We start from the raw sequence: 14,455 nt of genomic DNA, 5'->3' as shown, positions 1-14,455 counted from the left end.
TTGGAAATTGCAGAACCACTTAGAGTTGTTATTGAGGAATTAAACAAACTTCCTTCAATTGGGAAAAAAAGTGCGCAACGACTTGCGCTTCATTTGGTGAAAAAAGACAAAAAAGAAATTGAAGATTTAATTAAAGCTCTAATTGATTTAAAAGATAAAATTAAATTTTGCAAAAATTGTTTTAATCTTTCTGCCGAGGAATATTGCTCGGTTTGTCAAAATCCCAAAAGAGATAAAAGTACAATTTGTATTGTTGAAGATGCAAGCGATATTATTGCAATTGAAAACACTAATGAATTCAGCGGAATTTACCATGTTTTGGGCGGAGTACTTTCTCCGCTTTCCGGAATTGGCGTTGAAAATTTAAAAATTAAAGAACTGATTGAACGATTAAAAAGTGATCATGTAAAAGAAATTATTCTTGCGTTAAATCCCGATACTGAAGGTGAAACCACTTCACTTTATTTGGCTAAATTATTAAAACCGCTAAACATAAAAATTACAAGATTGGCAAGAGGTTTACCAATCGGCGGCGATTTGGAATTTACAGACGAAGCAACAATTGGTCGCGCAGTTTTAAATAGAATTGAAATGTAAATGCAGAACGAATGGTTTAAAGATTGGTTTTCATCAAAATATTATCTTGATGTTTACAATCACAGAAATGATAAAGATGCCGATGAAATTGTTAATCTAATTCTCTCCCAAATTAATCTGAAAGAAAATTCAGAAATTCTTGATGCCGCTTGCGGAGTTGGAAGACACGCTGTAAAATTTGCCGAAAAAAAGTTTAGCGTAACCGCATTCGATTTAAGCACAAACTTGTTGAATATTGGTATAAATTGTGCAAAAGAAAAAAATCTAAATATTAATTTTTTAGTCAGTGATTTAAGAAATTTTTACATCAATAAAAAATTTGATTTGGTTGCAAACTTATTTACAAGTTTTGGATATTTTGAAACAGATGATGATAATTTTAAATTTGTTGAAAATTCGTATAAAATGCTAAACTCAAATGGATATTATGTTTTAGACTTTTTAAATAAAGAATTTTTGATAAAAAATTTAGTTCCGTATTCAGAAAAAAATATTGATGGAAAAGTAATTTATGAATATCGAAAAATTGAATTTGGCAGAGTAATTAAAGAGATTAAAATTAAAAATAATAATGAAGAAATTAATTTTTCAGAATCTGTGAGACTATATTCTTATGGTGAATTAGTGCAAAATTTTTCTCAAATTGGATTTAAAGTTTTCAAAACTTTTGGAAATTATTTAGGTCAAGAATTCAATGAAAAAGAATCTCAAAGATGCATAATAATTTTTCAAAAATAATTTTATCAATAATATTGATATTTATTTTTACTACTTGCGATCTGCTAACAACAAGAGATGCCGAAGATCCGGAATCCGGAAGATCAAGTTATATTGCGGCAACTACGCCAGATCAGCTATTTATCAATCTTCAAAATTCATTTGCGGAAAAAATTGAAAAAGATTACATCAGCAATTTTGTTGATAGTTCTTTTCTAAATATTGATTATACTTTTACACCTTCATCGGAAGCAATAGTAAAATATAATATTCTTTCCGATTGGGATTTGGAAGCTGAAAAATCTTACTTTAGAAATTTGATAAATAATATTGGCGAGAATAAGCAAATTATTGTTGGTTTAAATTTGGTTGAAACTTCAGTTGAAGCAAATTTGCAAAAAAGAAACTATAATTATTCTATTATTTTACCTATCGAAAGTGAAGATTTTCCGAATACTTATAAAGGAAATGCAACATTTACTATTCAAATAGATGAGAATAATCAGTGGGTAATTGTTGAGTGGATTGATAATAAAACAGAAGATTATCCAAGCTGGAGCGAGCTGAAAGGCAGATTTTACATTTTCTAATTTATGAAATTGAAAATCCCAAATATTATTTTTTTTATTCTTACTTTGCAGTTATTTGCAATTAGCTGTATAAATCCATTTGCTCCGGAACTTGATGAAAATATCGGAAATGAATCATCTTTAATTAGTGATTTAAAAACAATTGACGGCGTTTTTAACAATCTTCAATATGCATATACATTCAAAGACACAACAATTTACGGCGAATTATTAAATCCGAATTTTACTTTTACATACAGAAATTATGAAACCGGAATTGACGAAGCTTGGGGAAGAGAATTGGAAATGATTGTTACTTACGGATTATTCAATAACGCAGAACGGCTTGATTTAATTTGGAATAGAATTGTTGCAATTACTGCGGATTCTACAAATGTTACAAGAAGTTTCAATTTAACAATTACTTTTAATCCTACCGATATTGAATATGTTGAAGGAAAAGTAAATTTGCAGCTTGAAAAATCTAAGGAAAATAAATGGCAAATAATTACTTGGATTGATGAATCAAATTTTTAGTAATTTTACAAGAAAATTTTACGGTAAAAATAATTATGTTTTTCTACTATCTTAAAGAAACTTTCAGTTCGCTATTAAAATCAAAACTGGCATCATTGTTAATTATTTCAACAACTGCAATAGCAATTATTTTTGTTACTTTTTCAATTGGATTAGTCGTTTTTTCAAAAGTTATAAATTCACACTTAAAAGACAATATTCAAATAAGTTTATTTGTAAGTGACAGCTCAAATACAGCCGTTATAAATAGAATAGAAAAGGAACTGAATAAAAATGTATATGTAGCTTCGCAAAAATTTGTAAGCAAAAAAGAAGCTTTAAAAATTATGAAAGAAAAAACCGGACAAGATTTTTCTACAGTTTTAGATTCAAATCCGCTTCCCGCAATGTTTCAAGTAAAATTAACAGCAGATAGTATAAACGCTTCCACAATTGAACCAATTATCAAAACTTTAAAAAAAATTAAGGGAATTGATGATGTTATTTATGATTATTCGCTGACCTTAAAAGTTCTAAATTATATTAACGAATCAAAAAAAGTAATTTATACGGTTTCAATAGTTTTAGTTTTGTTGTCAATTTATTTGGTTTATTCAAATAATAGATTATTACTTTCCTCTCGTTTAACTCAATATAACACAATGAAATTAGTCGGTGCAAAATTAGCTACAATAAAAATTCCAATAATTTTAAACGGAATTGTTATGGGAATTTTTTCATCAATAATTTGTATTGCATTTTATTTTGTAATTGAGAATTTTTTAGCTCAAATTTATGCTGCACAATTTATTAAAAATGAAACTTATTATATTGTTGTTTTAATTATTGTCCTCGGAATTATTTTAGGGTTTTTAGGAAGTTATTTATCGACTTTAAAAGTTTCGTTAAAAATTAACAAGATTAAGTAAAAATAAATTTCATCTTAGTAAGTTTGCAGAAAAGAAAATCTTACACGTAATAATGTGTTTCAAATCAAAAACCTACATTCATATTGTTTCAAATTGATACGCATTTTTTAAAAAAATCTATTTCATTTTGATACAAATCACAAAAATTAGCTTAAATTCAAAGTTTTAATATTGGCATAATTATGGAATAATCTATAGAAAACTTTATGGAGAGAAAATGGTAGAATCAAATTCAACTGTTCAAGAATTAAAATCTTCCAGTTTAATTTTAAATGAATTTGAAGTTGAAAATCCAACCAGATCTATTTCTAATTATATAGAAAGATTAAAAACTGCTGATGTTGAACAAGTTAAAATTTATCTTGGATTTGTATATTTTGCGGCACTTTTGTTTTTTTCGATAACACTATTTTTATAAAAATTTACAACATTTTCTACGTTTAATAATTTCCTCAAATCTTGAGAAAATTAGAATTATTCATTCCTATAAGAAATTGTCCTATAATAATTTTTAAAAATTCCGTAATTTAAATCAAACAATAAAAAATTATTGCCCTGTGGTGTAACGGTAACACAGAGGTCTCTGGAACCTTTGTTTCGGGTTCGAATCCTGACAGGGCAACAAAATCTATATTCTAAAATTGTAACCTCTCGGATAACGAATTACTTTACTGAATTCCATTTCATCGGTTTTGTCCTATTTAACATTGAGAAAAATTGCCTAATTTACATTTGTAATTAATTCTCAATCATTAAATAAATTATTTGGATGAACACCAATTTCAAGACATATTATTTTGTCATTTCCGTAGTCGTTGTGTTTGTTATTTTGGGAATTTTTTACGTTTTAATCAGCACATTTTCAAATTCAACAAATATTAATAATTCCTCAAACGAAATTACAATTACTTATGCTGATAATATTTCACCCGCTCATCTTCATATTATAGAAAAATTTAATAAGCTGAATAAAGGCAAAATTAAAATTGAACCATTAAATCTTCCGTTCAGTAAATTCAGTACAAATGAAAGAAAAGAATTATTAGCACGCTCGCTCAGAAGTAAAAGTAAAAAGTTAGATATTTTTGCAGTCGATTTAATTTGGTCGGCTCGATTTGCAAAATGGTCGGAACCTCTTGATAAATATATTTCTCCTAATGATACTGCAAAATTATTAAAACAAGCTTTAGAATCATGCCGACTTAAAAATCATTTGGTAGCTTTGCCAATTTATATTGATGTTGGAATAATGTATTATAGAAAAGATTTGTTAAAGCAAATTCCAAATTCTTTAGAAATTGAAGAGAAAATTAAAAATGGAATTTCTTGGGATGAATTTATTGGATTAAGAAAATATTTCAATTTGGATCAAAATCAGTTCTATATTTTCCAAGCAGATAATTATGAAGGTTTAGTTTGCTCATATATGGAAATTTTATATAATTATTCTTCTCACACATCCGTAAATGAAAAGTTTAGAATTAAATCAGCAGAAAATAAAAATTCATTCAAGTTGCTTTATGATTTTTTCTATACTTATAATTTAAGTCCGCTTGCTCTTTCAGAATTCAATGAGAACGACAGTTATGATTATTTTATAAAAAATAATGCAATTTTTCTAAGAGGCTGGCCGAGTTCCGAAAGAGATTTTAAAGATTTAGCAAATTGGAAAAATGTTGATTCAATAATTGGTAAAGCGCCGCTTCCGCATTTAAAAGGTAAAAAATCATTATCTGTTTTAGGCGGATGGAATATAATGATTTCTAAATACAGCGAACACAAAAAGGAAGCATTTCAGTTTATTAAATTTATTTTGGATGAAAATTCACAAAAAGAAATGTACAAAATTGGATCTTACTTGCCGGTTTTGAGTTCGCTATATTCCGATAAAGCATTTTTGAAAAAATATCCTGGTTTGGAAAAAGATAAAAAATTATTGGCGAACGGAGTTCATCGGCCGTTTTTGGAAGATTACACAAAACTTTCCGATGTTATTTCTTATTACGTAAATAAAGTTATTAAAAAGGATTTTACAATTGAAGAAGCTCTTGAAAAAGCTGATGAAACAATTAAAACCGGCAGAATAATTATAAGATGAAAAAGAATACAATTTCAGAAAATTTTGGAAGATACAGATTTGAATTTAAACACCTTACGGTATTGCTAATTGTTTTGGTTGCATTTCAAATAATTTTATCAATAATTCAAAAAACTTCGCTGGAAAATTTTTTAGATAAAACTCAAAATTGGTATCAAAGAGATTCTGCAGAAAGAATGGCAAATCTAAATACAACTTCTTTAGAACTTTTAGTTGAAAATATTAATAACAGCGTTGAAAAAAATGAGGAAAGTAAGAAAAAAATAATACAGTCGTTTAATATTATTTTTAGTCAACAATTGCTTGAACCAAATGTTAAACAAACTTGCTTAATTATTTTAAAGGATAATATTCCATATATCATAAATGATGGGAAAATATTTTATGATTTTCTAAATCATAAAACAACAGAACTTTCTCCGGTAAATAATTATTTCAAAATTGCAGCCGATTTATTTCTTCAGCATAAACAAGAATTGATGAAACAAGAAGAAATTTACAGTTTGTTGGATGAAGATCAAACTTTTCATATTCTTGTTCCTTTTGTTCCGCATGGCGAATTTATTGGTGTATTTTATATGAAGAATAAACCAAATTTTAAATTCATTACAGAAGAAATTTTATCAAGCTATGATGAGGTTGCGATAATTTATACTTCGCTGATTGTTTTGGGATTATTGGCAATGTATTATATTTCATCATATACAGTTAGAGAAAGGGACGAAGCAAAAACTTTATTTTACGAAGAAAGAGAAGAACATTTAAAAGATCAAATTGATCACAACAAAGAAGCAATGTTTACAAAACGTATTTACCATACGCATCATAAAGCTGAAAAAGTTATGGGATTTATTAAAGAAGATTTGCGACATCTTACGACCGAAAATATTTCTTCATCAAAAGATAAATTAAATAAATATGCAAATTTTATTTCCCGCGTAATTTATGATATGAAATGGTACGATCCGCCGATTCACACAATTCGAAATCCTATTTTCTCTACAAATATTAATGAAGTTATAAAATTTATTATTGATAATTTATTTTTGCGAATATCAAGAAGCACAAATGTTTTCAGTTTCAAATTGGAGTTGGATGACAAACTTCCAAATGTAAAAATTAATGAATTTGTCGTTTGGGAAATTGTCGAACCGTTAATGCAAAATTCGATTGATCACTCAAAAGTAAAAAATGTTGTAATTACAGTTACAACAAAATATAATTCGGAAACAAATACATCTTTAATCGAAATTAAAGATAATGGCGTTGGAATTAAACAAGAATTATTAGAATTAAGCGATGAAGGAATTAAAAAAATATTTTCGGAAAGTGTTTCAACAAATGATGAAAAAACCAATAGAGGATACGGCTGTTATATCGCACATCAAATGGCAACAAAAAGATGTTTGTGGATGATTGATGCGGAAAATCTTAAAGAAGGCGGAGCTAAAATTTCTTTGGTTATTAAAAATTAGGAGAAGTTAATGTTAAATGAAAAAGTAAAAATACTTTTAATAGAAGATGAAGATTTTGATGTTAGAAGAGTTAAAAATACAATCGATCTTATGCAGCATAATTTGGAAATAGTTGATATTGTTTCTAACGGATTGGATGCTTTAAGTTTGATAAAAGATAAATCAGTTTCGTTTGATGTAATAATTATGGATTATCAAATTGCGGGAGGTTTGCGCGGCGAAGAATTAATTTTAGAAATAAAAAAAATAGATTTCGCAATTCAAATAATCGTTGTTACAAAACTTACAATTGATATGACGGATTTTGAATTTGCTAATCGTTTATTAAACGCCGGTGCTTTTTGGTATTGCACAAAATATCCCGGCGATATTGAAAAATTTATTTACCAGCCAACGGATTTTTTAATAAGTATTTTCAATGCTTTTGAAAAAAGAAAATTGGAATTAAAAAATTCAATATCCAAAACTAAATTGAAACAAAATATTGAAGAAATATTAATTCAAAAAAGAATAATTGGAAATGATGAAGCAACAAAGTTGTTATTAGATCAAATTGATAAATATGCAAAGACGGATGTTAACGTTTTAATTTACGGAGAATCCGGAACCGGAAAAGAATTAGTCGCAAATAATATTCATTATAGAAGCAACAGAAAGTATGAAAAATTTGTACCAATAAATTGCGGAGGCTTGCCTCACGATTTAATTGAAAGCGAATTATTCGGTTATGAAAAAGGAGCTTTTACTGGCGCGGTGAGTAAAAAACTCGGACTTTTTGAAATCGCAAATAACGGAACAATATTTTTGGATGAAGTTTCTGAACTTCCGCAATCTGCACAAGTTAAATTGCTTCGTGTAATTCAAGAAGGTGAAATTGAAAAAATCGGACGAACTGAAAGATTAAAAGTTGATGTCAGAATTATTGCCGCAACAAATAAAAATCTTGAAGAACTTGTTCGTGAAAATAGATTTAGAGAAGATTTGTATTATAGATTAAATGTTGTTCCAATAAAAATTCAACCTTTAAGAAAACGCCAATCGGATATTACTGAATTGATTGATCATTTTTTAAATCGATTCAGCAGAGAAATGGGTTTGCAAAATCCTACGATTGATAAATCCGGAATTGATTATTTATTAAATTATAATTGGTTTGGAAATGTAAGAGAATTAAAAAATGTTGTACAGAGATTGCTATTTTTGGATTCGAATAAAATTGATGAAAAATTAATAAAAAGCGTTTTAAGCACAGAACTTTATTCGGAAAGTAAAGACGGTAAAATTTTTAATTTCAGTTCAATTCAAGATATTTTACCTCTTAAAGACTTAGAAATGGAATTCAGGCATCAATATTTTTCTTTCGTTAGAGAAAAAAGTATTTCCGATGCAGAAGCTGCAAAAAAATTAGGTTTGGCTCCACCAAATTATTACAGAATGAGTAAAGAATTGGGATTAAAGTAAATTCTCATTCACATTATCTGAAATTGGTAATTTTATCATATTGAGCGAAGTGAAATATCTCAATTTTGTTTGAACTTATAAGTTGGATTTTTCACTCAATTATTTTTAGTGAACTTATTAAAATGATAACTTGCGTTATTACAAAAATAATTTAAAAAGTAAACTCCAATAATTAATCACAATTTTGAACAAATTTCCAAAGATTTTTCTTCGGCTCATATTTTGATTATAAAATAAACTAAAATTAATAAAGAACAATTATGAAACATACATACAAATTTACTTTTACTCTTTTTGTATTTTTTTTATTAACAGACTTAAATTTTGCTCAAGGCTTTTTACATGCAGATGGAAAGAAAATTGTTGATGGAAATAATCAAGAAATTTATCTGCAGGGAATTGGGCTTGGCGGATGGCTTGTGCAAGAAGGATATATGCTTAAAACCCCTTACTCAATTGCCGGTGCTGAACATCAAATCAGAAATGAAATTCAGAAATTAGTCGGCGAAGAAAAAACAGCTGAACTTTACTCAATTTATCATAAAAATTATGTTCGAGAAATTGATATTGAAAATATTGCAAAATGGGGATTTAATTCAATCCGCTTGCCAATGCATTGGAACAAATTAATTTCTGAAACAAATCCAATTACATTTTCTGAAGATGGATTTCAAACAATTGATTCATTATTAATTTGGTGCGAAAATAATCAAATATATTTAATACTTGATTTGCACGCAGCTCCCGGCGGACAAAGCGATGAAGCAATAAGTGATTATGATAATTCCAAACCATCTTTGTGGGAAAGTGAAGAAAATAAAAATTTAACTGTTGAACTTTGGAAAGAAATTGCAAAAAGATATTTTGATAAACAATGGATTGGCGGTTATGATTTAATAAACGAACCCAAATGGGAATTGGGCTCTGAAAATAAACCTTTGCGCGATTTATATTTAAGAATTACGGATTCAATCAGAACGGTTGATACAAATCATATTTTATTTATTGAAGGAAACTGGTACGCAACTGACTTCAACGGATTAACTCCAACTTGGGATGAAAATATGTCATACAGTTTTCATAGATATTGGAATTCGAATGATCAAGGTACAATTCAATATTTAGTAAATCTCCGCGAACAAAATAATGTTCCGCTATGGCTTGGAGAAACCGGTGAAAATTCAAATTCTTGGTTTTTGGATTGTATTGAGTTAATGGAAACAAATAATATCGGCTGGGCTTGGTGGCCTCACAAAAAAATTGATAACGTAGTTGGTCCGCTTTCTGCACCAATGGTTTCGGGTTATCAAAGTTTGTTGGATTATTGGAACGGAACCGGAGCAAAACCCAATGAGCTTTTTGCATATGCAACACTTTTGGCTCAATTTAAAAATTTGAAATTTGAGAATTGCATTTTTCAACCGGATGTTGTTGATGCACTAATAAGACATACAAATGATAAAACTTCAAAAACATTTAAAGAGCTTACAATTCCCGGAAGAATATTTGCAACTGATTACGATTTAGGTCCACGACTTGTTGCGTATAATGATGTTGATTACGATAACACAAAAGGTTTGGGAAATGCAGAATGGAACAGCGGTGGACAATTTAGAAATGATGGTGTGGATATTGAAAAATGTACTGATCAAATTACTAATGGTTATAATGTTGGGTGGATTGAAACCGGCGAATGGTTAAAATTTTCTGTAAATGTTATTGAAGATGGAAATTATACACTTTCAATTCGTGCTTCTGCGAATGAAGCAGGCGGCAAAATTCTATTTGCTATTGATGGAACAAATCTTACTGATTTTATTGATGTTCCGGTTTCCGGCGGTTGGCAAAGTTGGAAAACAACAATTTTAAATGATTATTTTTTATCGAAAGGTCAGCATGAAATTATTCTGAAATTTTATTTTTCCGGATACAATTTTAATTTTTTTGAATTTACACAAAGCACGGTTGGATTAAATGATGAAGAAATTTTACCGGAAGATTTTCAACTATTTCAAAATTATCCCAATCCGTTTAACCCAAGTACAACAATAAAATATTCAATACCAAATTTTGCTTCAAACATAAATTCAAGTACTGAATTAAAAATTTTTGATATTCTCGGTCGTGAAGTTGAAACTTTAGTTGATCAATTTCAACCGGCTGGTAATTATGAAATAAATTTTGATGCTTCAGAATTACCAAGCGGAGTTTATTATTACGAATTGAATAACGGTAGTTTTAATCAAACAAAAAAAATGTTACTTCTAAATTAAAAATCAAATAATATGAAAGAAACAATTCTTTATGTGAAAAAAATATTTTTACTTTTTATTGTATTTAATATCTCAGTTTTTTCTCAAACAGATTCTACATATCTAAAACTAATTAGCCCAAATGGCGGCGAATATTGGACTGTAGGCGCAAACCCAATAATAAGTTGGGAAAGCAAAAATGTAACATTAATTAAAATTGAAATTTCTTATGATAACGGTTCAACTTGGGAAACCATTGTTCCTTATGCTATTGCTGCAAATTTTTCAAATTCAAGCTGGATAATTCCCGAAATATCTTCAGATGAATGTTTGATTAAACTTTCCAAATTTGATAATAATGAAATTTTTGATGTTAGCGAATGGCCGTTTACAATTACGGAAGATTCGGTAATTACCAAACTTGTTGTTATCGGTTCATCAACTGCTGCGGGAATTGGTCCAAGCAATACTGATAGCGCTTGGGTAAATCGATATCGTAAACATTTAGTGCAGAAAAATACAAATGTTCAAGTAATAAATTTAGCTGTTGGCGGTTATACAACTTATGATTTAATGCCGGATGGTTTTACGCCGCCAATCGGAAGACCAACTCCTAAGATTTCTGCAAACATTACAAAAGCTTTATCTTATGATCCGAAAGCAATTATCATAAATCTTCCTTCAAATGATGTAACTCAAGGATTTGCAATTTCCGAACAGCTTGAAAATTATGATACCATATTAGCAAATGCTGATGCAAAAAATATTCCGGTTTGGGTTTCTACAACTCAACCAAGAAATTTAACGGAAGTTCAACGTTTGCAACAAATGGAAGTTAGAGATTCTACTTATTCCAAATTTAAAAATTTTGCAATTGATTTTTGGACAGATTTGGCAAATGCGGATGGAACAATAAATTCAAATTTCGATTCCGGCGACGGAGTTCATTTAAATGATGCCGGTCATAGAATTTTATTTAATAGAGTTGTTGATGAAAAAATTTATGAGCAAGCAGTAATAACTTCGGTTAATAAATATTTTGAAATTATTCCTTCAAAATTTGAACTTGCGCAAAATTATCCCAACCCCTTTAACCCAACAACAACGATACAATTCAGCATATCAAAGGAATCAAAAGTTGTGATAAAAATTTATAATATTTTGGGACAATTTATTGAAACTTTGGTCAATGAAAATTTGAGAGCCGGAATTCATAAAACAGTTTGGAATGCTTCAAATTTAGCTGCCGGACCTTATTTTTATGTGCTTCAAGCAAATGATTATTTTGAATCAAAAAAAATGTTGTTGTTAAAATAAAATAATACTGAAAAATATTATTCTTGCTAAATTTTGGAAAATTATTTTCCATATTAAAATTGTAAAGGAACTTTGAAAGGAATTTATATGAAAAAAAAATACATAATGTTTTTCATTTTGTTTTTTGCGATGCAGTCAAATATATTTTCGCAAATTGCTTCTTTAGAAAAAACTTTGGAAATCAAAAATGTAAGCGGATTTAGTGTTCCTTACCAGAATGGAATTCCGCTAACTACTTTCGAAAAGCAAAATAGAAAAATGTTTGATCTTTCCGGAACTTGGAAAAAGGAAAGAACAGCCGCAGATGATAATATCACATTGGCGAAAAGAGATTCTACCGGTTATCAAAATTTAATTAATGAATCTGCTGGAAAATATTTAGTCGATTATAATGATTCAGCTTGGGAAGAAAAACAAATTCCTTCAGTTGAAAATAAAATGAACGAATATCCGAATGCGCCGGAATTTTTTAAAGACGGAGTTTGGTATAGAAGACAATTTTTTATTGATGAAGAAGATTCGGCAAAATTTGCAAAATTGAATTTCATTTCGGTTAATTATGTCGCAGATGTTTGGATAAATGGAAAATATCTCGGATATCACGAAGGCGGATATACACCTTTCGCATTTGATGTTTCATCATTTTTAAATTATGGCGATACAAATACTATTGCAGTTAGAGTTGATGTAATAAATTGGGGCGCAAGAATTGATGTAATTCCACATAAACAAGTTGATTGGTTTAATTATGGCGGAATAATTCAAGATGTTTACATTGAATTTTCCAATCCAATTTCTGTAGTTAGGACGGATATAATTCCAACTGATTTGGATGGAAATCTTAAAGCAAAAGTTGTAATTCAGAACAGACAAAATCTTAATTCCGATGTTTCGGTAAATTTAAAAGTTTATGAAGCAGTTATTGATTCCTTTAATATTTCAACAGAATTTACTTATGAATTAACTGGTGAAGAAATTAATATTTCCGGACAAAATAATTTCACTTCATCAATTAGTGCAGATTCAATAGAAATTTTGGAAACAAATATTTCAATTGCAAATCCTAAAATTTGGTCCCCAAAAAATCCTAATCTTTATATTATGAAAGTTAGTGTTTATCAAAATGAATATTTGCTCGATGAATATACAACTCAATTTGGAATTAGAACCGTAAAAACTTCGGAAAATAAATTTTTGTTGAATGATAGAATTATGTTTTTAACCGGAACTGCACGACATGAAGATCATCCGGTTTACGGAAGAAGTCTTCCCAAAGAAATTATTTACAATGATTTAAAGCTTGTAAAATCTTTAAATATAAATTTTTTGAGAACAGCGCATTATCCAAATCATCCATATACATATTTAATTTTAGATCGTCTCGGAATTACAGCAATGGAAGAAATTCCGCTTTGGCAAGTTGATACCGATGAACCTTGGCAAATTCAAAACAATGATAGAAAAATGCATTTACAGATGTTTAGAGAAATGGTTTATAAAGAATATAATCGACCTTCGGTAATTATGTGGAGTATGTCAAATGAATGCCATGAAGAAACAAATAGAATGATTTACAATCAAATGGTGAAAGATGATTTTGAGCAGAATTATGATGATGGAAGATTAATTTCTCAATCGCCGGCTGCGGATAATCCGGGACCGACAGATGTTACACAAAGCCTTGTGGATATTGCCGGATGGACAATGTATTTTGGAATTTTTCACGGCTCAACTTATTTTGGCGGAACTTACAATTTTATAAATTTGGCGAAAACAAGTTTTCCGGAGAAACCAATTTTAGATACGGAATTCGGTTATTGGTCATCTGAAAATAATTCAACTATTCAAGATCAAGTTACAGTTGCAGATGAAACTTTTAAAGCTTTTAAAATTCACGCGGCATTAAATCAAGACGGGACTGTAAATAAAGCTGGTTCGCTTATGGCATGTACTTGGTGGTGTATTTTTGATTGGTACACTGCCGGAATTCCAAGAGGATACCAAAGTATGGGTTTATTCACAATGGATAGGCAGACTGAAAAACCGGTAGCGCAGAAAATAAAAACTTTATATTATCCGTATTTTGATAAAGAGGGAGTTTTAACAAGTATAAATGAAAAAAAGGAAAATTTAGTTATTCCCAAAACTTTTGAATTAAAACAAAATTATCCCAATCCGTTTAACCCAAATACAGTTGTTGAATATTCGGTCCCGGAAAAAAGTAAAATTAAAATTTCGCTGTTTAATGTTATCGGTCAAGAAGTTATCGTTTTAGTAGATTCAACAATAGAAAAGGGAAATCATAAATTAAATATTAATGCCGGGAATTTATCTTCGGGAATTTATTTCATTAGAATGAATGCCGTGCAAGAAAATTCTAAAGAAATACAAAAAACAATAAAATTATCGCTTCTAAAATAAACGCAAAATATATTTATGGTAACTATGAGTTATTATTTTAATAACTCATAGTTATTGAAATAATAACCATTTCAAATTCAATCCAAATTAAACAATGAAAATA

The 14,455-nt window shown here is 28.9% G+C and carries 12 protein-coding genes and 1 tRNA gene; all 13 read left to right on the top strand.

Annotation, left to right across the window (positions count from 1 at the left end):
* The 13 genes from recR (at position 1) to IPH62_18440 (ending at position 14,352) form a co-directional block, all read left to right on the top strand.
* Positions 1-597: a recombination protein RecR gene (recR, locus tag IPH62_18500; protein ID MBK7107269.1), complete on the top strand. Its 597-nt coding sequence runs from the start codon at positions 1-3 to the stop codon at positions 595-597.
* Positions 598-1,335 (top strand): class I SAM-dependent methyltransferase, encoded by a 738-nt coding sequence (locus IPH62_18495; GenBank protein ID MBK7107268.1) that lies wholly within the window; start codon positions 598-600, stop codon positions 1,333-1,335.
* Complete coding sequence (locus tag IPH62_18490) at positions 1,311-1,904, top strand: hypothetical protein (GenBank protein ID MBK7107267.1); 594 nt, start codon at positions 1,311-1,313, stop codon at positions 1,902-1,904. Before IPH62_18495 ends, IPH62_18490 begins: the two co-directional genes overlap by 25 nt.
* A gap of 60 nt (positions 1,905-1,964) precedes the next feature.
* Entirely contained in the window at positions 1,965-2,420 is a 456-nt protein-coding gene (locus IPH62_18485) for a hypothetical protein (GenBank protein ID MBK7107266.1), read from the top strand.
* A 35-nt stretch (positions 2,421-2,455) separates the two neighbouring features.
* Entirely contained in the window at positions 2,456-3,328 is an 873-nt protein-coding gene (locus IPH62_18480; protein MBK7107265.1) for a hypothetical protein, read from the top strand.
* Between the two features lie 217 nt (positions 3,329-3,545).
* Positions 3,546-3,746, top strand: a complete 201-nt coding sequence (locus tag IPH62_18475) for a hypothetical protein (GenBank protein MBK7107264.1) — start codon at positions 3,546-3,548, stop codon at positions 3,744-3,746.
* A gap of 133 nt (positions 3,747-3,879) precedes the next feature.
* Positions 3,880-3,950 (top strand) — tRNA-Gln (locus IPH62_18470).
* Between the two features lie 195 nt (positions 3,951-4,145).
* Positions 4,146-5,426, top strand: a complete 1,281-nt coding sequence (locus IPH62_18465) for an extracellular solute-binding protein (GenBank protein MBK7107263.1) — start codon at positions 4,146-4,148, stop codon at positions 5,424-5,426.
* Positions 5,423-6,901, top strand: a complete 1,479-nt coding sequence (locus IPH62_18460) for a histidine kinase (protein MBK7107262.1) — start codon at positions 5,423-5,425, stop codon at positions 6,899-6,901. Before IPH62_18465 ends, IPH62_18460 begins: the two co-directional genes overlap by 4 nt.
* Before the next feature lie 9 nt (positions 6,902-6,910).
* Positions 6,911-8,362: a sigma-54-dependent Fis family transcriptional regulator gene (locus IPH62_18455; GenBank protein MBK7107261.1), complete on the top strand. Its 1,452-nt coding sequence runs from the start codon at positions 6,911-6,913 to the stop codon at positions 8,360-8,362.
* Between the two features lie 260 nt (positions 8,363-8,622).
* Complete coding sequence (locus IPH62_18450) at positions 8,623-10,635, top strand: cellulase family glycosylhydrolase (protein ID MBK7107260.1); 2,013 nt, start codon at positions 8,623-8,625, stop codon at positions 10,633-10,635.
* 12 nt (positions 10,636-10,647) lie between these two features.
* Positions 10,648-11,931 (top strand): T9SS type A sorting domain-containing protein, encoded by a 1,284-nt coding sequence (locus tag IPH62_18445; GenBank protein MBK7107259.1) that lies wholly within the window; start codon positions 10,648-10,650, stop codon positions 11,929-11,931.
* A gap of 87 nt (positions 11,932-12,018) precedes the next feature.
* A complete protein-coding gene (locus tag IPH62_18440) occupies positions 12,019-14,352 on the top strand; it encodes a T9SS type A sorting domain-containing protein (GenBank protein ID MBK7107258.1) in 2,334 nt (777 codons plus the stop codon).
* Positions 14,353-14,455: the final 103 nt, after the last annotated feature.

It is taken from the genome of Ignavibacteriota bacterium (assembly GCA_016708125.1).
Lineage (GTDB): Bacteria > Bacteroidota > Ignavibacteria > Ignavibacteriales > Melioribacteraceae.
This window is presented reverse-complemented; position numbering and strand designations above follow the sequence as displayed.